Genomic DNA, 23377 nt, shown 5'->3' on the forward strand with positions numbered 1-23377 from the left:
TATGAAGTTCCGTGCTGCTGCGATCGCGGCCTTGCTGTGTGTGATTCTTGCCGGTTCGAGTGCAGATGCGCGGGGGCCCTACGGCTCGATCAGCATCGGAAACTGGCAGGGCGGCGCCTATACCAATGACCAGACCGGCGCCTTCTCCCACTGCGCGGCGGGCGCTCGATACGCCAGCGGCATCTACTTCCTGGTGACCATCGACGGCAATGGCGGCTGGGGCCTCGGTTTCATGCATGAGCAGTGGAAGCTCACGCCGGGACAAGCCTTTCCTCTGACCCTGACGTTCGACGGGCAGCAGCCGTTCAACGTTCATGGCGTCCCGATCGCCGACAAGCTGGTTCGCGTGCCGATGCCGAGCAATTCCTCGCTCATCAGCCAATTCCGGCGCGCCAAGGCCATGACCGCCTATACGCAGGGGCAGCTGTTCCAGTTCAATCTCGATCAGACCGGGCAGCTGTTGCCGGTGCTGGCGAACTGCGTCGCCAAGATCAAGCAATCGGGATTGGCGAGCGCCGGCGACTTCTCGGTGCTGCCCGCCGCCAAGCCGGTCGCCACCGCGGCGGCGCCGGACTCCGCGCCGGGCAAGCCTGACAAGTTGCTCGATCAGGCCGGCACCGGATTTCTGGTCAGCACGAACGGACATCTCGTCACCAACGCCCATGTCGTGCAGGGATGCGTCGGCGACATTCAGGGCAATCTCACCGGCGAGGCGCCGAGCAAGCTGCGCCTGGTGTCAAGCGACGAGACCAACGACCTTGCGCTGCTGCAGGCGACGGGCTCGTTCAAGGAGGTCGCCAAGATCAGGGACAAGGCGGTCCAATCCGGCGACAGCGTGGTGGCGATCGGCTATCCCTTTCACGGCCTGCTGACGTCGGACTTCACGGTGACCACCGGGATCGTCAGCTCGCTGAGCGGCATTCTGAACGACACGCGCTTCCTGCAGATCAGCGCCGCCGTTCAACCCGGTAACAGCGGCGGGCCGCTGCTCGCTTCCAGCGGCGATGTGGTCGGCGTGGTCGCGGCGAAACTGAATGCCATCAAGTTCGTGCGTGCAACGGGCACCATCCCCGAGAACATCAATTTCGCCATCAAGACCGGCGCGTTGCGGGATTTTCTCGACAACAGCGTGGTGCCGTATCAGATCTCCGACGCCAAGGCCGAGCTGAAGACAGCTGATATCGCGCGCAGCGCACGGGCGTTCACGTTTCTGATCTCGTGCAAGGTGAAGGCGAAGGAAAGAGAGACGGCGAAGAATTAGGAACGCGGGCCAGCATCAGTCTAGCCGCCGGGTAGCCTCGGCGGCGTTCGGGTCGTTTAACGCTTATCGCGAGTTGCGCCCATGTGCCGGTTGGACAGTCCAACTGCTCCAGCTCACGCTGGCGAGGCTGCGCTGGTCGGTCGCCAGCGGCCGCCTTGTCTGCCGCTCATAGGCGGCGATGATGTGCTGCGATTGCCGGATCTTCTGCTCGAGCTCGGCAATCGTCTTCTGGGTCTTGCCGGTCCTGCTCGCCTGCGCTGATTCGCCCACCATGAACCTCGTGGTCTCGATGCCCCTCAAGGTCTCGCGAAGCTTTTTGAGCTGGGCGCGGTGCCACGCAATGGCGCTGTCACTGTCTACCGGCATGCAAGCCCTCCTGATTCGCGGCCGAATCTAGCACGCATGGGCCAAGTTGGGCCAAGGGGAGGCCCCGGCGGGGTGTTCGGCCCACCGTTTCGTGAATCATGGAACAAGAGCTTTCCCGATTTCGGCCATTTTTCGCCATCGAAGCGACGATCGGCCAGCGTTCAAACAACAAACTTGCATGGCGAGCTGTGCCCAGCGCGGTTCCTCTTATCGTCCTGGCGGCAGAATGCCGGGAGCCATGGAGTCTAGGATGGGCGAAGCTGAGTTCGATCGGGTTGTCGATGCCGCGCGAAAGGAAATCGCGATTGCACCGGCGGTGCATTCATTGACGGGCCTGCGGGCTTTCGATTGGCGAGCCAAGGCCCCGATCAAGCCGACGGTCGGGCGTCACGCCCCGGCGGCCAGGATTCGCCGCATCGGTGAGGGACGCAAACGCTACCGGTGAAGCGATACAGGAGAGCCAATGGAGCGATCAGTATTCGAAGTCGTGAAGGCACCACTCGGCTGGTCGGTATTTGCCGACAACGTCAAGATCGGCGGCGTCTACGAATCGCGGGGCGCCGCGCTCGAAGCCGCCGTGCAGGCCGCTTCTGATACCGTCACTGACGGTGGCGGCGTGCAGATCAACGTTCCCGGCGCGGAAGAAGAAAAGCCGAGATGGGCCGTCGCCTTCGAGATCGCAAGCTCGATCCTGCCAACAAGGACCGCGCGCGAGCGGGGCCGACGGTAAAACGGGTATGAACACAACCGGTCGATTTTGACTGGCGGTCTCCACTCCTCGGGAGGACTTTGCAGCTAGCCTGAACTTGTCCGCGCAATCGCGAGCCATGTGCGGATCGACACTGGCCGCCGTCGGTTTACCGCCGGCGGCCTTTCATTTCACATCATCGAACGGCGAGACCGCGGGGCTGCCGACCCGCATCCGCTTGATCCGGCGCACCGCCATCGGCGCACCGTCGGACTGATATTGCAGCTCGTATTTCTTGCCGTTCCTGTCGACCGCGGTGCAAGAGATGCTGGAGAGTTCCAGCGTCACGAAGTTGCCGACCTGGGTGCAGAGGCCGGCGGTCGATTCGACAAACGGGACCGGCAGGCCATCGGCCTTCGGCCGGTCCTTGGATTTCAGAAGCATCCGGTCGATCGGCAGTTCGTATACGTTGGCATCCGGCCTGCGCCCATTGTCGCCGGAAAAGGTGATGGTGTGGCTATCGTCGCTAGGGTCGTCGAGCGCGACGGTAAAGTTCGCCCTGCCTTCCTCGGTCTGGAAGAACGCCACGGCGCGGCAGGCAAAATCCCGCCCCGCGATCTTGAATGTGCTGCACCTGCCGGACATCATCGCGAAGATGATGGTATCGGGCTCGGGCCGTGGGAGTTCGTCCGAGGCCCGCGCCGGCATGGCAGCAAAAATAATGGCGAGGGCAAAAGCCTGCCGGAAAAATTTCGTGGTCATTCCCGGTTGATAGGACATCGGGCGCTGGCTGGCCAGCGTCTCCCCTGGGTTCCCCGTCGCACGGCAAGGCATCGTGTGCCCTTCGTTGTGGATGCAAAACGCATCAGAAATCGAGCGGCGCGTTATCAACCACTTCCTTCATCACGAAGAAGGTTCGGGTCTGGCGGACGCCAGGCAGCCCGATCAATTGCTCGCCATGGATACGGTTGAAATCCTCCATGTCGCCGACCCGGATCTTGAGGAAATAGTCGAAATCGCCGGCCACCAGATGGCAATCCAGCACGAATTTGAGCTGCGCGACCGCGCGCTCGAAGGCGGCAAAACTCTCCGGCGTCGAGCGGTCGAGCACGACGCCGACCATGACCAGCGCGCCCTTGCCGACCTTGCGCGGCGCCACCATCGCCCTGACCTGGGGGACATAGCCCTCGTCGAACAGCCGCTGGGTGCGGCGGTGGCATGTCGCAGCGCTGACCCCGGCGGTTTCGGCGAGCTCGGCATTGGTCAGCCGCCCGTTATTCTGCAGCAAACGCAATATCTTGAGGTCAATACGGTCGAGCCTGCCGGCCATGAGAGAATCTTTCGTCTAAAGGCTTACTTCCGAACGAAAACGTAAATGAAGCGCAGGTTAGGGCAAGATACCAGCATCTTGTCCGAAAATTTCGAGAGCACCTTTCCTCGGTTGGATGGTAGGGCGTGTCGCCGGATCAGACACCAACGGGGACGATGATGCTGGAGAAATTCGAACGCTATCCGCTGACCTTTGGGCCCACCCATATCGAAAAGCTGGAGCGGCTGTCGCAGCATCTTGGCGGCGGGGTCGAGATCTACGCCAAGCGGGAAGATTGCAATTCGGGGCTCGCCTTCGGCGGCAACAAGCTGCGCAAGCTCGAATACATCATTCCCGATGCGATCGCCTCCAACGCCGATACGTTGGTTTCGATCGGCGGCGTGCAGTCCAACCACACCCGCATGGTCGCCGCCGTTGCGGCCAAGATCGGCATGAAGTGCCGCCTGGTGCAGGAAAGCTGGGTGCCGCATGAGGACGCCGTCTACGACCGCGTTGGCAACATCCTGCTCAGCCGCGTCATGGGCGCCGATGTGCGCCTGGTCGATGAAGGCTTTGACATCGGCATCCGCCAGAGCTGGGAAGAGGCGATTGCCGACGTGAAGGCCAAGGGCGGCAAGCCCTATGCGATCCCGGCCGGTGCCTCCGTGCACAAATATGGCGGGCTCGGCTATGTCGGCTTTGCCGAAGAGGTGCGGGCGCAGGAGAAGGAGCTCGGCTTCGCCTTCGACTACATCGTGGTCTGCACCGTCACCGGCTCGACTCATGCCGGCATGCTGGTGGGATTCGCCAAGGATGGCCGCGAGCGCAAGGTGATCGGCATCGACGCGTCGTTCACGCCGGCGCAGACCAAGGCCCAGGTGCTCGAGATCGCGCGTGGCACCGCCAGCCTCGTTGAATTGGGCCGCGGGATCGTCGAGGACGACGTCGTGCTGATCGAGGACTACGCCTATCCGGCCTATGGCGTTCCGTCGGAAGAAACCAAGGACGCGATCCGCCTCTGCGCACGGCTTGAAGGCATGATCACTGACCCCGTCTATGAGGGCAAATCCATGCAGGGCATGATCGACCTCATCAAGAAGGGCTATTTTCCGAAGGGATCGAAGGTCCTCTACGCCCATCTCGGCGGCGCGCCGGCGATCAATGGATACGGCTACACGTTCCGTAATGGGTGATCTGAGGCAGTTTGGCGACGTGCGGTGCTAACCTCGCCCCGCTTGCGGGGATAGGTCGGATCGCCCTTGCGATCCGGGTGAGGGGGTACAGGTCTCGCTGCGTTCGGTACGCGTGGAGGCAGCCCCTCACCCCGACCCTCTCCCCGCAAGAGCGGGGCGAGGGAGAAGTCGGCGCCTCCGCGTCACCCTACGCGTCGGCCGAGCGCACCAGCGCGAGCAATTCCTCGCCGTAATGCTCGAGCTTCTTGTCGCCGATCCCTGGCACATTGCGGAGCTCGTTCAGCGTCGAAGGCCGCGCGGCGGCGATGCCGTCGAGGGTGGCATCGTGCAATATGACATAGGCCGGCACGCCGCGTTGCCGCGCGATTTCCGATCGCCAGGCGCGCAGCGCGGCCTGCAGGCCGGCGTCGGCGGGCCTCGTCTCTGTGCGCGGCGCCAGATCGCCGCGGCGTGATTTGGCGCGGCTGGCGCGAATGCGCGCACCGGCCGGCATCTCGCGCAACATGATTTCGGTCTCGCCCTTGAGGACGCCGCGCGAACTCTCCGTCAATTTCAGCGCGTTGAAGGCCTCGCTGTCGGCACGCAGATGGCCCATCGCGACCAGTTGCCGGATCACGGCGCGCCATTGCTTCTCGTTGAGGTCACGCCCGATGCCGAACACGGACAGCTTGTCGTGCCCGAATTGCGTGACCTTCTCTGTGAGGCGGCCGACCAACACGTCGATCAGGTGCATGGCGCCGAAACGTTGGCCGGTGCGGTAGGCGCAAGATAGCAGCTTTTGCGCAGCGATCTTGCCGTCGCGAAGCTGCGGCGGCGACAGGCAGTTGTCGCAATTGCCGCAATTCTCCGATGTCACCGTCTCCCCGAAATAGCCGAGCAGGCGGCGGCGCCGGCAGCCCGCGGTTTCCGCCAGCGCGACCAGCGCATCGAGCTTGCCGATCGAGACGCGCTTGAACCCATCCGAGCCGGTGGACTCATCGATCATGCGGCGCTGCTGCACGATGTCGGTCAGGCCATAGGCCATCCAGGCGCTCGATGGCTTGCCGTCGCGCCCGGCGCGGCCGGTCTCCTGATAATAGGCTTCGATGCTCTTCGGCAGATCGAGATGCGCCACGAATCGCACGTCCGGCTTGTCGATGCCCATGCCGAACGCGATGGTGGCGACGATCACGACGCCATCCTCGTTGATGAATCGGTCCTGGTTGCGGGCGCGAACGCCGGCATCAAGGCCGGCATGATAGGGCAGGGCCGGAATGCCGGCGTCGGTCAGCGTTTGGGCGATGTCCTCGACCTTGGCGCGCGACAGGCAATAGACGATGCCGGCATCTCCGGCGTGGCGCTCGCCGATGAAGGCCTTGAGCTGGGCGGGCGCGTTCTGCTTCTCGATGATCTCGTAGCGGATGTTCGGGCGGTCGAAGCTGGAGATGAAGCTCGGGGCGCCGTCGAGGGCGAGCCGGGTCACGATCTCCTTGCGCGTCATCTCGTCGGCGGTCGCGGTGAGCGCGATGCGCGGCACGTTCGGGAAACGTTCGGCCAGCACGGACAGGCCGATATATTCGGGGCGGAAATCGTGCCCCCATTGCGACACGCAATGCGCCTCGTCGATCGCAAACAGCGCGATGTTGCTCTGGCTGAGCAGATTGAGGCAGCGCGGCGTAAGCAGGCGCTCGGGCGCGACATAGAGCAGATCGAGGTCGCCGGCGAGCAGCCGCCGCTCGACCTCCGAGGCCTCATCGAAGGACAGCGTCGAATTCAGCACCGCCGCATTGACACCAGCCTCGATCAGCCCCGCGACCTGGTCGCGCATCAGGGCAATCAGCGGCGACACCACGATGCCGCAGCCTTCGCGCAGCAACGACGGCAGCTGGTAGCACAGCGACTTGCCGCCGCCGGTCGGCATCAGGACCAGGCAGTTGCCGCCGTCCGTAACGTGCCGGATGATTTGCTCCTGCGCGCCGCGGAACGCCGGCAGGCCGAATACGGAATTGAGCACGGACAATGCGTCGGGGGCAGTGCCTGAGGCAGGGTTGCGGGCTGCGGGGGCAGGCATAGGGGTGAAGTCCAACTAATGGCCGCGCGGCAGCCGGCTTTGAGGCAGATGGGCGGAATCCATAGGCCAAGTAGGCCAAAAAGCCCATGGTAAGTCCATGCCTGATTCCAGGTCTCGCGGCACATCTCATGACAGCTCCCGAGGGTCAACTGCTGGTGATTGACGCCTTCATGGGCGAACGGCGGCGAGGGAATTGTGTTAGTAGAAATCCCAAACAATAAACACAGGGACGCGCATGACGGGACCAGTGCGGATCATCACGGGCATTGTCGCCGTCGTGCTGATCGCAGCCGTCGTGGCGGCGTTTGCGATTGTCTGGCGGCCGGCGCTTGCGGCGGTTGATCCGCCGGCGCCGCAGAGCTTCGATGCGGCGCTGGTCAAGAAGGGCCGGGATCTGGCGGCGATCGGCAATTGCAGCGATTGTCATACCGCGCGCGGGGGTCGGAATTTCTCCGGCGGCGTTCCCGTCCAGACGCCGTTCGGCACGATCTTCTCCACCAACATTACGCCGGACGCCGAAACGGGAATCGGGCAATGGTCGGAGGCCGCGTTTCAGCGCGCGATGCGCTCCGGCGTCAATCGTCAGGGACGGCACCTCTATCCGACGTTCCCTTACGATCACTTCACCAATGTCAGCGATGAGGATGACCGGGCGCTTTATGCCTTCCTGATGACACGCAAGCCGGTTCGTGCGCCGGCGCGCGAGAACGAGTTGTCCTTCCCGTTCAACCAGCGTTTTGCCATTGCGGGTTGGAAATTGCTGTTCCTTCGTCACGACACGTATCGGCCCGATCCCAAGCAGAGCGCCGAATGGAATCGTGGCGCGTATCTGGTCGAGGGGCTCGCGCATTGCGGCGCCTGCCACACGCCGCGCAACGCGCTGGGTGCAGAGCGCGCCAGCGCGCAGTTCGCCGGCGGCGATGTCGACAATTGGCACGCCTATGCGATCAATGACCAGTCCCGCTCGCCGGTGCCCTGGACCGCCGATGCTCTGTTTGCCTATCTGCGCCACGGCTTCCATCCCGATCACGGCACGGCGCGCGGGCCGATGGCGGAGGTAGCCGATAACCTGTCGTCGGTGCCGCCAAGCGATGTTCGCGCCATTGCGGTCTACATGGCCGGCCTATCGGGCGCGCGAGCGGCGGACCGCAAGAAACGGGGCGAGGAGGCGTCGGTGCGCAGCGAGAAGGCTGCGCAAACCAACGCAGCCGGCGCGTCGATCTACGCTGCGGCCTGCGCGTCATGCCATGAAGGCGGCCGGCCATTGCCGTTCGGCGGCGTCAATCTCGGCCTCAGCACCGCGATATCGAGTCCCGATCCGCGCAACCTCGTCAACATCGTGCTGTCGGGCGTCCGCGCGGTGGAAGGCGAGCGCAGCCCGATCATGCCGGGCTTTGCCGCCAGCATGAATGATGAGCAGGTTTCGGCCCTGTTGAATTATCTGCGGGCGCGGTTCAGCGATCAGCCGGCATGGACCGGCCTCGAGAAGACCATCGCGGACGCGCGCCGCACGCAATCCGCAGGTCTCCAGACATCGTCCGACCCAGGACCAGGCAAAACGTCCATCGATCCAGCGCAGCGAGGCAAGCCATGATGACGTTGAAGGTCAACGGCCGGGATCATCAGGTCGATGCCGAGGCCGATACGCCGCTGCTCTACGTGCTGCGCGATGATCTCAAGCTCAACGCGGCCAAGTTCGGCTGCGGGCTCGGGCAATGCGGCGCCTGCACTGTCATCGTCGACAGCAAGGCGGTGCTCTCCTGCGTCACGCCCATGGTGCTACTGGAAGGCAAGCAGGTGACGACGCTGGAAGGGCTCGGGACGATCGCCGAGCCCGCGCCGATCCAGCGCGCCTTCATCGAAGAACAGGCGGCGCAATGCGGCTATTGCATCGCCGGCATGATGATGCGCGCGCAGGCCCTGCTGCAGAAGAATTCGAAGCCGACCGACGAGCAGATCCGCGCCGAACTCGAGTCACATCTGTGCCGCTGCGGCACCCATATGCGGATTCTGCGCGCGATACACCGTGCTGCGCGGCTGATGGATACGGCGGATGCGTTAACGACATCAGACAGGAGCGAGCGATGAACGTTTCCGTGATGCTCGATCGCCGGCGGGTGCTGGCAGGCGGCGGTGCACTGATCGTCAGCTTCTCGCTTCGTAACGCCCTGGCACAGCAGCAAGACGCGCCCGCCGCACCGAGCCCGCCCGGCAGCTTGAAAACCTCGCCCTATCTCGACGCCTGGATCCGGATCGATGCCAATGGCGCCGTCGAGGTGTTCACCGGCAAGGCCGAGCTCGGCCAGGGTTTTAAGACGGCATTTCAACAGATCGCGGCCGAGGAGCTCGACGTTGCCTTTGAATCCCTCAAGGTGACAACGGCGGACACGCGCCTGACCGCCAACGAAGGCTACACGGCCGGCAGCAACTCCATGAAGGACAGCGGCACGGCGATCCAGAACGCGGCGGCGCAGGTCCGTGCGCTCTTGATCGCGGAGGCGGCGCGGCGGTTTGATCAGCCTGAAGCGAATCTGCAGACCGAGAACGGCGCGGTCATCGCGCCGGATGGCAAGCGCCTGTCCTATGGCGAACTGGTAGCCGCCGATATGCTGCACGTCCAGGCGCAGCCGAACTCCAAACTGAAGGACCCCGCGACGTTCAAGCTGGTCGGCCAGCCGATACTGCGCGTCGACATCCCCGCAAAAGTGACCGGCGGCGCGGCCTATGTCCAGGACATGCGGCTGCCCGGGATGGTCCATGCCCGCGTCGTGCGGCCGCCGAGCTACGGCGCGCAATTGACCGAATGCGACACCGCCGCTGTCGAAAAAATGCCCGGCGTCGTCAAGGTCGTGCGCGACGGCAATTTCCTGGCTGTAGTAGCGGAAAAGGAGTTTTCGTCGATCAAGGCGATGAACGCGCTGGCCGCGGCGGCGAAGTGGAAGGAGGTGGCGGGCCTGCCGAAGCAGGATGATCTTGCCAACGTGCTGACCGGCCTGCCTTCGCGAGACGCGACGATCTTCGAGCGCGGCAATCCATTGGTCGCCGCGCCGAAAACCATCGAGGCTACCTATACGCGCCCCTATCAGGCGCATGGGTCAATCGGCCCGTCCTGTGCCGTGGCGCAATTGGTCGACGGCGAGATGACGGTGTGGACGCATACGCAAGGCGTCTATCCCGATCGCCAGGGCATCGCGGAAATGCTGCGCATGCCGCCGGCGAACGTTCGCCTGATCCATGTCGAAGGCTCCGGCTGTTATGGTCACAATGGCGCCGACGATGCCGCCGCGGATGCGGCGCTGATTGCCCGCGCACTCCCCGGCCGCCCAGTCCGCGTGCAATGGATGCGCGAGCAGGAGCATGCCTGGGAGCCGTTCGGACCGGCGATGGTGACGAAGCTCAAGGCCTCGCTCGACGGCAGCGGCAAGATTGCAGACTGGCGTTTCGAGGTCTGGAGCAATACGCATTCGATGCGGCCCGGCGGCGCTGGATCGATGCTGGCGGCGCAGCACATGGCGGAAGCCTTTGCCGTGCCGGCTCCCAGACCGTTGCCGCTGCCGGAAGGCGGCGGCGACCGCAACGCGATTCCGATCTACACATTTCCCAACGCGCGGGTGGTGCACCATTTCATCCCGGCGATGCCGATCCGGATTTCGGCGATGCGGGCGCTCGGCGCCTATCACAACGTATTCTCGATCGAGAGTTTCATGGATGAGCTCGCGAGCCTCGCCGACGCCGATCCGGTCGAATTCCGGCTGCGTCACCTTGACGATCCGCGCGGCCGTGCCGTGATCGAAAAGGCGGCACAGGGTTTTGGATGGAACAAAGACCAGAAGGCGCCGCAGGACCACGGCTTCGGCTTTGCCTTTGCGCGCTACAAGAATCTGGCGGCCTATTGCGCCATCGCTTCCGAAGTGGAGGTCAACCGCGAAACCGGCCGCGCGCGTTTGGTGCGTGCCGTGGCGGCGGTCGATAGCGGGCAGGTGGTCAATCCCGACGGCCTGATCAACCAGATCGAGGGCGCGATCGTGCAGTCGATGAGCTGGACGCTCTACGAAAGCGTCACGTTCGACGACACCAGGATCACCAGCATCGACTGGCAGACCTATCCGATCCTGCGCTTCGATGCGGTGCCCGAAAGCGTCGAGGTTCACATCATCAACCGGCCCGGCCAGCCATTCCTCGGCAGCGGCGAAACTGGACAGGGGCCGGCGGCAGCGTCGATTGCCAACGCCATCGCGAACGCCACTGGAAAGCGGCTGCGGAATCTGCCGCTGACGCGCAAACGCATCAAGGAGGCGATCGATGCGTGAGAGGCTTACTGATAGCTCGCCACGATGTCCGACACCGCGCGCTCCAGCTGCTGCGCGGTGGCGCATTGGCGTACCACGGTGCAGAAGGTCGAATAGCGCGGCATCTCCGAATCGCCCCAGCCCCAGGCCATGCGGCCCTCGGGATTGAGCCAGACCAGCCGCTTCGACCGCTCGGAGATCCTGCGAAGAATATCGGCGCGGGGATCGAGATTGTTACTGCGGGCGTCGCCGAGCACGATCACCGTCGTCTGCGGCGTGAGCGTGCTCATCCAGCCGTGCTCGAAATCATCCAGCGAGCTGCCGTAGTCGGACGAGCCAAAGCCGACCTTGGACATGATCTCGGCCATCGCCTCTTCCGGCGATTTGGATTCCAGGATGTCGCTGACCTCGATCAGGTGGCCGGAAAACGCAAACGATCGGACATCGTCCACGACCTCGTGCAGGCTGTGGATCAGCAGCAGGAAGAAATCCGAGACCCGCGCCACCGAGCCTGAGACGTCGCATAGCGCCACGATCTTCGGCTTGTCGCGGTGCCGCCGTTTCCAGGCGGTGAGGAACGGCACGCCACCCCAGGCGGCGTTGCGGCGGAGCGTGCGGCGGACGTCGAGATGGCCGCGGCGCTGGCGCTTGCGCGGTTTTGAATAGCGCTCGCGCAAACGGCGCGCGATCTGGCGGATCAGATGCCGCATCTGTTCGACCTGCCGCGGCTCGATCCGTGCCAGCGGCGCGTTGCGCAGGATCTCGTTGCGCAAATTCTCGGCTTCCTCGCGCCCATACAGCATCAGCGCCTGCGAGACGGTGTCGCGGACCGTGCCGCGCAAGCCATCCAGCGCGTTGGTCAGCCGCTCCGCCAGCGCCGGATTGGTGGCGGTCAGATTGTCGAGATCGTCGCGCAGCCGCTGGATCCCCATCTGGTCGAGGATGCGGCCGGAGAAGATGCCGCGCTGCGTGAAATAACGGATGTCGGACAGCGCGGCCGCCTTCGCTGCATTGGCGATGGCAGCCGCGATTTCGTTGCGGTCCTGCGCCAGCAGCATCTGCGCAAGCGGGCCGAGCCCCTCGGCCTGCTCGTCGCCGCCGCCGGCATCGCCGGGAGAATCGGACGCCGCGTTTGATCCTGCCGTATCCTGCTCGCCCATCTTGCCGTCCTGGGGCGGCGCTTCCGGCTCCGGCGTATCGAAGAACAGATCAAAACAGTCGCCGAGCGCCTTCTTCTCGTCCTGTGATTTGGCGAGCGTCAGTAGGAAGGTGTCGCGCAGGATCGTTCGATCAGTGAAGCCGACCTTGGAGACGGCCCGCATCGCGTCGATGCTTTCGGCCGGTGATAGCCGCACGCCTGCGCCCCGCGCCGCACGAAAGAAGCGATGCAGGTTCTCTCTCATGCGGCCTCACCCAAAGACGCCTTGACGCGACGCCTTGGCGATGAAGGTAGAGACCTGGGGCATGGTCGCCTCGATGTCAGCCTCGTATTTCAAGAGAACGTTCAGCGTGTCCTTGACAACCTCGTGGCCGAGCTCGGACGCCTGCAGCAGCACCAGCACGCGGGCCCAGTCGATGGTCTCGCTGACCGACGGCAGCTTCTTCAGGTCGAGCGTGCGGACCTCGTTGATGAAGCCGACCATCTGCCGGCGCAGCGTCTGCGAAATGCCCGCTACGCGGCTCTCGACGATCCGCTCTTCCAGCTTCTGCTCGGGGAAGCCGATGTGCAGATGCAGGCAGCGCCGCTTCAGCGCGTCGCCGAGATCGCGCTCACTGTTCGAGGTGAGGATCACGGTCGGCGGGGAGACCGCGACCACGGTCCCGAGTTCCGGAATCGTGACCTGGAAATCGCTGAGAATTTCCAGCAGCAGCGATTCAAATTCGGCGTCCGACTTGTCGATTTCGTCCACCAGCAGCACGCAGCCCGCCGGCTGCTCCAGCGCCTGCAACAGCGGCCGCGGCTCGACGAATTCCTTGGAGAAAAACACGTCGCCGAAATCGTGAAGCTGGTTCAACGCCGCCTCCAGCGTTGGCGCGCCGCCGAGCACTTCGCCAAGCTTGTCCTTCAGGATCTGCGTGTACAGCAGCTGCTTGGCGTATTTCCACTCATAGAGCGCCTTGGCCTCGTCGAGGCCCTCATAGCATTGCAGGCGGATCATCTTCATGCCGCGCCAGGCGGCGATCGCCTTTGCCAGCTCGGTCTTGCCGACGCCGGCCGGGCCCTCGACCAGAATGGGTTTCTCGATCTGTTGCGACAGATAGACCGCGGTCGCGATCTGGCGGCTCGCAATATAGCCCTGCGCCGCAAGACCGCTTTCCACTGCCTCGATGGAGGCCGAAGGCCCGATATCAGCCACGGGGTTTCAACTCCGAATTCGCTGGATTTCAGAGTGTTCTGCCCGCGTTCCCGGCAAAGAACAAGCGCCGTTTCGACATAACGAGGGCGCCGGTTCCGGTATTTTCCGCCTAGCGCAATGCCAGCCCGGTCGCGGCCTCAAGCTCGGTGATCGCCTGCGCGGCACCCGTTACCTTGATCGTGGTCATGCCCATCTCGCGTGCCGGCTTTAGGTTGACGCCGAGGTCGTCGAGGTAAACGCAGTTTTTCGGATCGACCTCTAGCGTCTCCACCATCATCCGATAGATGCGCGGATCGGGTTTGCGAAGGCCACTTTTTGCGGACTGGATGACATGATCGAACAGCGCCATCACCTCGGCGATGTAGAGCAAGCGTCCGCCCTCGCTGCCTATGGCATTGGCGGGAAGGTTGTTGGTGATGCAGCCAGTCTTGAACCTCGTTTTGATGCGCTTGAGCGCCTCGACCATCTCGGGCCGCAGGTCGCCAGACAACAGCGGCAGCACATCCTTGCCGCGAACGGCTGCGCCGAGCGCCAGCGACTCGGCGGCGAACAATTCGTCGAAGGCCTCGATATCGATTTCGGCGCGTTCGAACTTGGCCCAGGCGTTTTCGAGGTGATTGGCGGCGTTGGTGCGCCGGATGATGTCGACGGGCAGCCCGCGCTCGGTTTCGAATCGTGTAAATGCCTCGAATGGCGAAGTGGTCAGCACTCCGCCGAAATCCCAGATCACGGCCTCGATCATTTGTTTCCTGCCTGCGAGAAACGCGTTGCGCCAGCGGCTAACACGGAATGCCCGGCAGGGCCAGCCCGGCGCGGCGCTTGGCGGCATGCGCGCGCCGGGTTATTGCTGCAGCGATGAAGATCCCGTCCCGCATCATCGCCGCCCTCGCTCTGCTATTGTCCACTCCCGCGCTCGCCATTATCGGCGGCGCTGCGCCCTCGACCGAGGGCGTGGCCCGCTCGGTCGTCACCATCGTTGGCTCGCGCGGCAATTTCTGCACCGGGGCGTTGATCGCGCCGAAGCTGGTGCTGACCGCGGCGCACTGCGTGCCGCCGGGCGCTGACTACAAGATCGTCGAATACGGTGCCGACCGGCAGCCCTCGCTAAGGGATGTCAAGGCGGTCGCCATTCATCCCGGCTTCAACATGCAGGCGATGTCGGGGCATCGCGCGACGGCGGATGTCGCGTTGCTGCAACTGGCGGTATCGCCCAAGGGCAAGATGCCGGCTGTGCTCGGACTGCCTGACATCCCGATCAATGTAGGCAACCGCTTCACGATCGCCGGCATCGGCGTCACCGTGCGCGGTGACGGCAAGAGCGGCGGCACCATCCGCGTCGCCGGCCTGGTCGCGACGGGCAGGCCGGGGACGCTGCAGATCAGGCTGGTCGATCCGGTCGGGCAGGGCGCGCGCGAGGGGCTCGGTGCCTGCACGGGAGATTCCGGCGCGCCGGTTTTCGAGGACAAGCAACGCGGGCCCGCCATTATCGGCGTGGTGAGCTGGTCGACCGGGCCGAACGGAAGCGCCGGCTGCGGCGGCATGACCGGTGTGACGCCGCTGACGCTCTATCGCGACTGGATCGTGCAGACGGCGCAGAAATGGGGCGCGGGGTTGTGAGCTTGCTCGGTGCCGTAGGGTGGGCAAAGGCGCGTTAGCGCCGTGCCCACCCTCAGCACTTCCGCAGGCGATGCTCGCGATGGTGGGCACGCTTCGCTTTGCCCACCCTACGGCCTCTGCGCCTAATGCCCCGCCGCCTTGTTCGCCGCGGCATTGTTCAGCACAATCAACCCGTCGACGGCGACGCCGAGCTTGCTGTTGATCAGGAACGGGTTGACATCGATCGAGGCGATGCGGCCATCGGCATCGGCCATCAGATTGGACAGGCCGACCAGCGCCTTCACGGCGGACGGCCCGTGCAGCGCCGGCTTGCCGCGATAGCCCTTCATCTTGACGCCGGCCTTGGTCTTGGCGATCAGCTGTTTCGCCTCGGCTTCGTCCAGCGGCGCGCCGGCGAGTGCGACGTCCTTCATCAATTCGATATCGACGCCGCCGGTGCCGAACAGCACCACCGGGCCCATCTCGGCATCGAGCGAGGCGCCGACCACGAGTTCGAGGTTGGCCTTGACCTGCTGCGCGATCAAAATGCCTTCCAGTTTCGGCTTGCTCTTGATCTTCTTCACCCGCGCCGTGATGTCGCCAAAGGCCTTCTTCACCTCGGCCGCGCTGTTGAGGTTCAGCACCACGCCGCCGATATCCGACTTGTGCAGGATATCGGCGCTGACGACTTTCGCCACAACAGGAAAGCCGATCTTCTTGGCGATCTTCACGGCATCCGCCGCGGTCTGCGCGATCTCTTCCTTCGAGACGGGAATGCCATAGGCCTTGAGCAGTTTCTTCGAGGCAACTTCATCTAGGGCGGCAGCGCCGCCCGCGGCTTTGAGCGTCTTTTCCAGTACCGCGCGGGCGGAAGCTTTCGAGCTCGACACGATGTCGGGCACTTCCTTGCGTAGCGACGCATATTCGATCAGCGACTTGATCGCGCCGACCGCGCGGTCGAGACCCTGCATCACCGCGATGTTCGGCAGCGACTTGCGCAAGCCCTTGGTGAATTCGGTGAACCCGATCGACATCGCGCTGATATAGACCACGGGCTTGTTGGCCTCGCCCGCCATCTCGTTGACAATGCGCAAATTGCGCTCGCGCAGTTCGTGCGGCGCCTTCGGCAGCTCGGCGTCGATAATGACGATGTCGGTGTCGGGATCGTCGATCATGATCTTGATCGACTTCATGTAGACGGAGGGATCGACCACGGCGGCAAAGCCGGCGTCGAGCGGATTGCCGACGATGCTGCCCGGGCCAAGCATCTCCGCCAGTTGCGCGGTCGCATTCGCGCTGAGCGGGGCGAAGTTCATGCCGGCCGAATAGAACGCGTCGATCAGAAGACCGCGCTTGCCGCCGGACAGCGACACCGCGGCGAGGCGGTTGCCCTTCGGCGGATCGGCATGGACGAAACATTCGGTGGTCTCGATCAATTCGTCGAGCCCGCGAACGCGGATCACGCCTTCGCGGGTCGAGATCGCGTCAAAAGTTTCGATCGAGCCAGCGAGCGCGCCGGTATGCGCCATCGCGGCGGCGCGGCCGCCTTCGGAGGCGCCAAGCTTGAGCGCGATCACCGGCTTGCCGGCAGCGCGCGCGGCCTTGCAGGCCTCGCGGAACACTTTCGTGTTCCGGACGCCCTCGAGATAGACCACGATGACGCGGATCGAAGGATCGGCGGCGAAATAGGCCATCAGGTCCGGCGTCTCGAGGCCGGTCTCGTTGCCGGTCGTCACCATGTAACCGACGCCGACGCCGCGATCTTCCAGCGTCTGGCGGATCGCCATCACGATCGCGCCGGATTGCCCGACGATCGCCACCGGACCTGCTTCCATGGTGACGATGCGATCGTCGATATTGGTGAACAGTTTTTCGCCGGCGCTGAGATTGCCGAGGCAGTTGGGACCGGTGACGGCAAGGCCGGTCTCCTTCACGGCCTGCTTCAGCTCCACGGCGAGCCGCTGGCTTTCCTCGTCCTGCAATTCGCTGAAGCCCGACGTGACAATGGTGGCGGAGCGCGCGCCGGCGGCTGCCGCGTCGCGGATTACCTGCACCGCAAAACGCGCCGGCACCAGCACCAGCACGTGGTCGGGTTTTTCGGGAAGGCTGGCAAAATCCTTGTAGCAGGGCACGCCCCAGATCGTCTCGCGCTTGGAATTGACTGGATAAAGCCCGCCCTCGTACTTGTACCTGACCAGGTTGTTCCAGATGCGCTCAGCATAGTTGCCGGGCTTGTCGGTCGCACCGACCAGCACGATATTGCGCGGGTGCAGCATCGCATGGATGCGCTTGACGATGTCGCTGGCGTCAGGCGAGGGCGACCATTTTTCAGCCGTGTGCGATGCGGTGCTTGCCTGAGCGTCCATGGATGTCCCTAACTGTGTTGTTCCTTTGGCGCGGCGATCAAGAACGATCGTCTCGTCATGCTTTTCTTTTGATTGTGCGCTTTTTGTTGAGCCCTTTTTATTGAGACTTGGCGGGTGTGGCAACACGCGTTGCGCGATGAGCGCCATTCGCGCCGTGCACGATTTCCCGGCTGGCGGAGAATTCAGTTCGAGCGCGGCCCGATCATGCGCGCGTGCACGAGATAGCGATCCGGCCCCGATGTCAGCGCATCGAATGGCCAGCACGTCGACAGCACCAGATGATAGCCATCCGCCAGCGGATCGATGCCTGAGTCATTGAAGCGTACCACCGAGGTGCCATCGACCCGGTAACGGAAGTGTTTGCCGTCGCCTCGCGTCACCTCGATCTCGTCGCCGATGACGACGTTCTTCAGGAAAGCGAAATGCGTATCGCGATGCGCTGAATAGACGGCGACGCCGCGTTCGCCGGCATCGGGTGTCTGCTCGACATGGCCCGGGCCAAAGGCGAGCGCCTGGCCGCTGCTGCCGGCGAGCACGATCGCCCGGCTACCCAACCGCTTCACCTCGATGCGCGCGACCGGCCATGTGTCGGCCCACGACCACGGCTTGGTCTCGCGTCCGGTGATGATGGTTTGCTCGAAGGCGCGCTCCAGCAGCACCTGCGCGAGCCAGGCCTTGGCATGGATGTAGGCGCCCTGGCCGAACAGGATGAGGCCGATCAGCGCGAGGAGGAGAGGGAGGATGAACCGCATCGAAGTTTTTGCCACCGTCATTGCGAGGAGCGAAGCGACGAAGCAATCCACACCGTCCGGCCTGCGAGATGAATTGCTTCGCTTCGCTCGCAACGACAGACGTCGTAGGGAAAAAGCGGCGCGCGCGGCTCTTGGGGACGGGTGGAAGCCGCGCGCGCTCTGTAAGGAGGAGGTCGGGGAGGTCTCCTCCTCTCAGCCGATGTCAGGGCAATGACATCTGGCGTCGAGTGAACACCAGCAGGATCAGGCTGAATGTGAGCAGGATCACGCCCGCAATCATCTTCAATTCGGCGTCGGTGGCCGTCTTCGGCAGCGCGACCGTGCCCGGCGCCTGCGTCGCGACAGGCTGCTGTACGCGCTTCAGCGCCGCGACCTGAACCTGCGCCTCGCCATTATCCGCGCGACGTTCCGTCGGCGTTGTGGGAGTACGCGGGCGCTCGCCGAACACTTTCTCAAAGTCCCAGCCGGCCGGCAGGTTGATCGGCAGTTCCGAGAGCTTGAGCGGTTCGCCCTGGGGACGGCTTGGCGTCTTGTCGACGGCGACCAGGCTGGTCAGTCGCGTCACGAGCTGGTGTTCGAGCGCCAGCGCGAGGATGGTCTTGTCGGCATCCTCAGGCGTCGCCTGCCGCGTGGTGCGCGCAACCTCCGCATCTGCGATCTTGCGGCGGGCCCAGACCTTGGAGAGGCCCTTGCCTTCGGCCGCATTTGCCAGCGGCAGGGTGACGGTCCAAGGACGGTCGCCGATACGGCCCTTGATCTCGACCGAGCCGGTGAGCTTGTCGAGCTTGGCCGCCAGAACCAGCGGCTCGTCGTGATAGACGTCCGGAAGCGCCGCCGGCGTCATGTCGGAGCTCGCCTCGGAGAATTTTGCGACAAGGTTGGTGACCGCGGGATTCTCCAGCTTGGCAAACAGGCCGCGCATGCGCTCCTCGACCTGCTCGACGGAGCCGATATGGGTGAAGGTGCCGCGGCCGAGCTCGGCGGCGCGCGTCATCAGATAAGTGTTCGGGGCCGAGCCGATGCCGACCATGAAGATGCGCGAGCGGCCGCGCAGCGCATTGATAGTCTCGAACAACTGCTGCTCGTTGCCGATGGCGCCGTCGGTGAGGAACACCACCTGCCGGACATAGTTGGCATCCGCCCCCTTGTCGAACAGCGCCGCGCGCATCGCCGGCACCATTTCGGTGCCGCCATTGGCCTGCAGCGCACCGACAAAGGAGGTGGCGCGGCTGATATGCTCGCTGTCGGCCGGCACGGCGGACGGGAACAGCACGTCCATCGTGTGGTCGAAGCGGATGACGTTGAAGCGATCGTTGGGCTGCAGGCGACCGAGCGCGTAGATGAGGCTCGCCTTGGCCTGGACGATCGAGACGCCGCCCATCGAGCCGGAATTGTCGATCACGAAAATTACTTCGCGCGGCAACGGCTTCTGTTGCGTTTGCTCGACCGAAGGCGGCGTGACGAAGGCAAGTAAATAGTCGCTGTCGCCGACGCGTTCACGAAAAAGTCCGACCGAGGGCGCCTGCTCGGCTGCGGGCTTCCAGGTCAGCTCGAAATCGCGATCCGCCGGCACCGCGCCTTCGGCAAGCCTGATAATGCTCGTGTTGGCATCGGGCTTTTCGGTCTTGATCGCGTGATGGTGGCTCTTGACCTCGCCGAGCGGGAAGCCGGCCTGCAGCCGCACCGTGATGCGGGTCGGATTGACCGGCGCGTTTGTCGCGGGATCGAGCACCTCGGGCGAGATACGGTCGCGGTCCGGTACGGGATCGGACCTGGTCGAGCCCCAGCCGCCGTTGCCGGAGCGGAAGTCGACGCTCTGCACGACGGGTGCCGGATTGTAGCGCGGTGCGACCACCATCGGCAGGCGCAGCGAGAACTCATTGCCGGATTGCTGAACCGGCTCCTGATATTCGATCTGCACCAGCACGGTTTCGCCCGGGCCGATATTGGCGACGGAATTGGTGAAGATGTTCGGCCGCTCCTGCTCGGTCAGCGCTGCCTTGTGCCCGCTCTGCTTGGCCTGTTCGTAGATCGCCTTGGCCTGCTGCCGCTCCTTGATGTCGCCGACCACGACGCGATCGCCGATCACCATCTTCAGCGAATCGACGGCGCCGCCTGCGGGCAAGGGATAGACATAGACCGCCTCGACCCAGTCCTGCGACGGGTTACGGAAAATCTGGGTGACGCGGGCACGGACGGTGGGGCCGGATACGGTAAGATCGACATCGACGCCGAGCCTGGCAGCATCAGCATAGCCTTCGTCGATCTTGAGGAGCAGCGAACCGGCGCGGGCATCGCCGGGCTTGAGGTAGTTGGACTGCAGGCGCTCCGCCGACCAGACCGGCTCAAAACTCAAAAATAATGCCGCAAACCCGACCAGGATTACGGCAACGCCTTGCATCACAAAGAACAGCACCAGCCGGATCAGGCTGGGCTGGTTGCCGCGTTTGTCGGCCTCGATTTCGTCGCATGTCGTCATGTCGTCACTCCCGAACGGCGATTTCGCCATGCGGAGGGTGTGGAATCCGGTGATCTGGCGCGAGCGGAATGATCGGCAATGTTCGGTCACTCGCCACCGCGCTCCGCCGCGGTAGCGGCGGTTTTGTGCGGGTTTGTGATGGATTGTGCGTCTGCTAGACTGGCGCGGATCAAGCAGGGGTGACGATGCCACCGCCGGACCAGCAGCTTTCCGCCGAGCAAAGCCGGCAGATCGCGGATACCATTCGTGAGGAGATCGCCCGCCGCCGGATGTCCCGGCAATCGCTGGCCGAGTTGGCAAAACTCAGCCTTTCGACCCTGGAAAAGGTGTTGGGCGGCCGGCGCCCCTTCACCCTCGCCACCACCGTCCGCCTCGAACAGGCGCTCGGCGTCTCCTTGCGCAAGGCGGTGGAGGCGGCGCCGGTACAGACGCCGGCGGTCAACGGTGAGATCGCGCCCGATGGCCTCGGCGCCTATTCGCGCCGTGCGGTGGCCTGGCTCGAGGGCACCTACGTCACGGTCCGTCCCTCGTTCGGCGAGAAGGACGCGATCTTCGCCTATCGCACCGAGATCGTCTGGGATGCGGCGGCTTCATCACTGGTGTTTCGCGAGAGCGAAAGGCAGGACGCGGCCTTCACCCAGTTCGGCGAAGTGGCCGTGCCGAATCAGTCGAGACACATCTATCTCGTCACCAACCGTCACGGCCAGCATCGCCTGATCACGGTGGCGCACCTGGCGATTTCAGGTGAGATGTACGGGATCATCACGACGCTGCTTGCGGGCCGCGGCTCGTTGCTGACGCCGATCGCAGCGCCAATCGCCTATTTGCCGATTAAGGTGGTACCTAACGCGACCTTCGGCAGGATTTCGTCCGACGATCCCAATCATGCGCTGTACCGTCAGCATCTGCGGCGAACGACGGATGAATCGTTCGCGCTGTTTTTGCCGGGATAACTGTTTCCGCCGCCCACCGCTGTCATCGTCCGCCTTGTGCGCGATTGCGCACTGGGGCGGACGATCCAGTACGCCGCGGCTTCACGGCTTAATCACTGCTGTCAGCGTTTACTGGATACCCCGCCTTCGCGGGGCATGACGAGAGAGGCCGTCAAGACGCCAGCTTGTCGGTCGCGCTCGGCGCATTGAACTGCTGGCGCAGCGTCGGCTTGTGAATCTTGCCGGTGGCGTTGCGCGGCAGCGCATCGACGAACTCGATCAGCTTGGGGCATTTGAAGCGCGCGAGGTTGGCCGCGCAATGCGCATGAATTTCCGCTGGTGTCAGCGTCTGGCCGGGTTTTACGGCGACGATCGCCATGCCGACCTCGCCCCATTGCTCACTCGGAATGCCGATCACGGCCGCTTCGGCAATGGCGGTGAGCTGATGCAGCACGCTCTCGACCTCGGCCGGATAGACGTTCTCGCCGCCGGAAATGTACATGTCCTTCCAGCGATCGACGATGTAGTAAAAACCTTCCTCGTCGACGCGCGTGGCGTCGCCGGTGTGCAGCCATCCATCGGTGAACGATGATCGGTTGGCGTCCGGCCTGTTCCAGTAACCGGGCGTGACGTTCGGTCCCTTGACCCAGAGCTCGCCGAGTTCGCCGATAGCGGCGTCGGTGCCGTCGGGGCGAACGATCCGCACTTCTGTATGCAGCACCGGCTTGCCGGACGAGCCGGCCTTGCGCGCGGCGTCCTCGCGGTCGAGCGCCAGCACGGCCGGCGAGGTCTCGGTCATGCCGTAGCCCTGCTGCAGGGCGACGCCGCGCTCTTCCCACACTTTCAGCAGCGGCACCGGCATCGGCGCGCCGCCGACGCCGCCGATCACCAGGCGGCTGAAATCGGCACTCGCGAATGACGGATGCTGCGCCATGAACTGATAGATCGCCGGCACGCCGAAGAATTGCGTGATGCCATATGAAGGATCGCTGATCAGTTGCAGCGCGAGATCCGGATCGAATGCGCGCATGATCAGCACGGTGCCGCCGGCATGCAGCACCGGGTTAGTGTAGCAGTTGAGCCCGCCGGTGTGGAACAGCGGCAGTACGGTGAGCAGCACGGTCGAGGGCGTGACATAAGCGGGGCCGCCGAGATTGACGCAATTCCAGAACGTCATGCCATGGGTGATGATGGCGCCCTTCGGCTGACCCGTGGTGCCCGACGTGTACATGATGGTCGAGATATCGTCGTGGGTGACGAGCTCGAACGTGTCGAGTGGCTTTGCGGCCGTGATCGCCGCCTCATAGCTGCCGTCGGCACCGAGCAGCAGCGTCGACGAAACATTGCAGAGTTTTGCGACTGATAGCGCGACTTCCGAAAGATCAGCGTCATGGATCATCACGCTTGGCGACGCGTCGCCAACGATGAACTGCAATTCGGGAACCGTGAGCCGCGTATTCAGCGGCAGGAACACTGCGCCGAGACGGCCGCAGGCGAACTGCACTTCGAGTGTATCGGTCGTGTTCAGCGCCAGTACCGCGACGCGGGCGCCGCGCTTGACGCCGAGCGCCTCGCGCAGATGGGTGGCAAGCCGCGAGATCCGTGCGTCGAACTGCTCGTAGGAGAGGCGGCGGTCGGTCGCGAGGTCGATGACCGCGATCTTGTCCGGCGTGCGGCGGCCGAAATGGGCGATCCAGTCGTAATAGCGTACGGCCAAGGTCTCCTCCACGCCAAGCAGT

General features: G+C 64.1%; 21 protein-coding genes. 10 read left to right on the forward strand and 11 right to left on the reverse strand.

Going from position 1 to position 23377, the window contains the following annotated elements; translation table 11 throughout:
• Position 1 precedes the first annotated feature (1 nt).
• Positions 2–1261 carry a trypsin-like peptidase domain-containing protein gene (locus tag QA643_RS02600; protein ID WP_283031656.1) on the forward strand — a complete coding sequence of 420 codons (1260 nt, stop codon included), beginning with the start codon at positions 2–4 and terminating at the stop codon, positions 1259–1261.
• A 63-nt stretch (positions 1262–1324) separates the two neighbouring features.
• Here the strand turns inward: QA643_RS02600 and QA643_RS02605 are convergent, their stop codons facing one another.
• Positions 1325–1627: a hypothetical protein gene (locus tag QA643_RS02605; protein WP_283031657.1), complete on the reverse strand. Its 303-nt coding sequence runs from the start codon at positions 1625–1627 to the stop codon at positions 1325–1327.
• Between the two features lie 250 nt (positions 1628–1877).
• On the opposite strand from QA643_RS02605, the gene QA643_RS02610 reads away from it, so the two are divergent.
• Both QA643_RS02610 and QA643_RS02615 read left to right on the forward strand, forming a co-directional pair.
• Entirely contained in the window at positions 1878–2072 is a 195-nt protein-coding gene (locus QA643_RS02610; RefSeq protein ID WP_283031658.1) for a hypothetical protein, read from the forward strand.
• 18 nt (positions 2073–2090) lie between these two features.
• Positions 2091–2357: a hypothetical protein gene (locus QA643_RS02615; protein WP_283031659.1), complete on the forward strand. Its 267-nt coding sequence runs from the start codon at positions 2091–2093 to the stop codon at positions 2355–2357.
• Between the two features lie 144 nt (positions 2358–2501).
• Here the strand turns inward: QA643_RS02615 and QA643_RS02620 are convergent, their stop codons facing one another.
• Positions 2502–3077, reverse strand: a complete 576-nt coding sequence (locus QA643_RS02620) for a hypothetical protein (protein ID WP_283031660.1) — start codon at positions 3075–3077, stop codon at positions 2502–2504.
• A 103-nt stretch (positions 3078–3180) separates the two neighbouring features.
• The gene (locus tag QA643_RS02625) at positions 3181–3645 is read right to left on the reverse strand and encodes an Lrp/AsnC ligand binding domain-containing protein (protein ID WP_283031661.1); all 465 of its coding nucleotides are present in this window, start codon (positions 3643–3645) and stop codon (positions 3181–3183) included.
• Between the two features lie 158 nt (positions 3646–3803).
• Between QA643_RS02625 and QA643_RS02630 the strand changes: the two genes are divergently transcribed.
• A complete protein-coding gene (locus QA643_RS02630) occupies positions 3804–4817 on the forward strand; it encodes a 1-aminocyclopropane-1-carboxylate deaminase (RefSeq protein WP_283031662.1) in 1014 nt (337 codons plus the stop codon).
• Between the two features lie 187 nt (positions 4818–5004).
• On the opposite strand, the gene recQ is transcribed toward QA643_RS02630, so the two are convergent.
• Positions 5005–6867 (reverse strand): DNA helicase RecQ, encoded by a 1863-nt coding sequence (gene recQ, locus QA643_RS02635; protein ID WP_283031663.1) that lies wholly within the window; start codon positions 6865–6867, stop codon positions 5005–5007.
• A gap of 235 nt (positions 6868–7102) precedes the next feature.
• On the opposite strand from recQ, the gene QA643_RS02640 reads away from it, so the two are divergent.
• Genes QA643_RS02640 through QA643_RS02650 form a run of 3 tightly spaced genes read left to right on the forward strand, consistent with a single transcriptional unit; the run spans position 7103 to position 11177 of the window.
• The gene (locus QA643_RS02640; RefSeq protein ID WP_283031664.1) at positions 7103–8461 is read left to right on the forward strand and encodes a cytochrome c; all 1359 of its coding nucleotides are present in this window, start codon (positions 7103–7105) and stop codon (positions 8459–8461) included.
• Positions 8458–8955: a (2Fe-2S)-binding protein gene (locus QA643_RS02645; RefSeq protein WP_283031665.1), complete on the forward strand. Its 498-nt coding sequence runs from the start codon at positions 8458–8460 to the stop codon at positions 8953–8955. The genes QA643_RS02640 and QA643_RS02645 overlap by 4 nt, the downstream gene beginning before the upstream one ends.
• Positions 8952–11177: a molybdopterin cofactor-binding domain-containing protein gene (locus QA643_RS02650; RefSeq protein ID WP_283031666.1), complete on the forward strand. Its 2226-nt coding sequence runs from the start codon at positions 8952–8954 to the stop codon at positions 11175–11177. Before QA643_RS02645 ends, QA643_RS02650 begins: the two co-directional genes overlap by 4 nt.
• A gap of 5 nt (positions 11178–11182) precedes the next feature.
• Here the strand turns inward: QA643_RS02650 and QA643_RS02655 are convergent, their stop codons facing one another.
• The 3 genes from QA643_RS02655 to QA643_RS02665 form a co-directional block, all read right to left on the reverse strand.
• On the reverse strand, positions 11183–12559 hold the full coding sequence (locus QA643_RS02655; RefSeq protein WP_283031667.1) for a VWA domain-containing protein: 1377 nt from the start codon (positions 12557–12559) through the stop codon (positions 11183–11185).
• 6 nt (positions 12560–12565) lie between these two features.
• On the reverse strand, positions 12566–13513 hold the full coding sequence (locus QA643_RS02660; RefSeq protein ID WP_283031668.1) for a MoxR family ATPase: 948 nt from the start codon (positions 13511–13513) through the stop codon (positions 12566–12568).
• A gap of 109 nt (positions 13514–13622) precedes the next feature.
• Positions 13623–14255: an HAD-IA family hydrolase gene (locus QA643_RS02665; RefSeq protein WP_283031669.1), complete on the reverse strand. Its 633-nt coding sequence runs from the start codon at positions 14253–14255 to the stop codon at positions 13623–13625.
• 113 nt (positions 14256–14368) lie between these two features.
• Between QA643_RS02665 and QA643_RS02670 the strand changes: the two genes are divergently transcribed.
• Entirely contained in the window at positions 14369–15130 is a 762-nt protein-coding gene (locus tag QA643_RS02670; protein WP_283031670.1) for a trypsin-like serine protease, read from the forward strand.
• 122 nt (positions 15131–15252) lie between these two features.
• Here the strand turns inward: QA643_RS02670 and QA643_RS02675 are convergent, their stop codons facing one another.
• Positions 15253–17475 carry an acetate--CoA ligase family protein gene (locus tag QA643_RS02675; protein ID WP_283031671.1) on the reverse strand — a complete coding sequence of 741 codons (2223 nt, stop codon included), beginning with the start codon at positions 17473–17475 and terminating at the stop codon, positions 15253–15255.
• Positions 17476–17657: 182 nt separating this feature from the next.
• Entirely contained in the window at positions 17658–18227 is a 570-nt protein-coding gene (locus QA643_RS02680; RefSeq protein WP_283031672.1) for a class GN sortase, read from the reverse strand.
• Here QA643_RS02680 and QA643_RS02685 point away from each other — a divergent pair.
• Complete coding sequence (locus QA643_RS02685; protein ID WP_283031673.1) at positions 18217–18441, forward strand: hypothetical protein; 225 nt, start codon at positions 18217–18219, stop codon at positions 18439–18441. The two genes, QA643_RS02680 and QA643_RS02685, sit on opposite strands and share 11 nt — an antisense overlap.
• On the opposite strand, the gene QA643_RS02690 is transcribed toward QA643_RS02685, so the two are convergent.
• Positions 18430–20706 carry a marine proteobacterial sortase target protein gene (locus QA643_RS02690; RefSeq protein WP_283031674.1) on the reverse strand — a complete coding sequence of 759 codons (2277 nt, stop codon included), beginning with the start codon at positions 20704–20706 and terminating at the stop codon, positions 18430–18432. The two genes, QA643_RS02685 and QA643_RS02690, sit on opposite strands and share 12 nt — an antisense overlap.
• A 185-nt stretch (positions 20707–20891) precedes the next feature.
• Between QA643_RS02690 and QA643_RS02695 the strand changes: the two genes are divergently transcribed.
• Positions 20892–21659 (forward strand): helix-turn-helix transcriptional regulator, encoded by a 768-nt coding sequence (locus tag QA643_RS02695; RefSeq protein WP_283031675.1) that lies wholly within the window; start codon positions 20892–20894, stop codon positions 21657–21659.
• A gap of 151 nt (positions 21660–21810) precedes the next feature.
• Here the strand turns inward: QA643_RS02695 and QA643_RS02700 are convergent, their stop codons facing one another.
• Positions 21811–23355, reverse strand: coding sequence for a long-chain fatty acid--CoA ligase (locus QA643_RS02700; RefSeq protein ID WP_283031676.1), 1545 nt, complete (start codon positions 23353–23355; stop codon positions 21811–21813).
• Between the last annotated feature and the right edge of the window lie 22 nt (positions 23356–23377).

This window comes from Bradyrhizobium sp. CB3481 (assembly GCF_029714305.1).
Classification (GTDB): domain Bacteria; phylum Pseudomonadota; class Alphaproteobacteria; order Rhizobiales; family Xanthobacteraceae; genus Bradyrhizobium.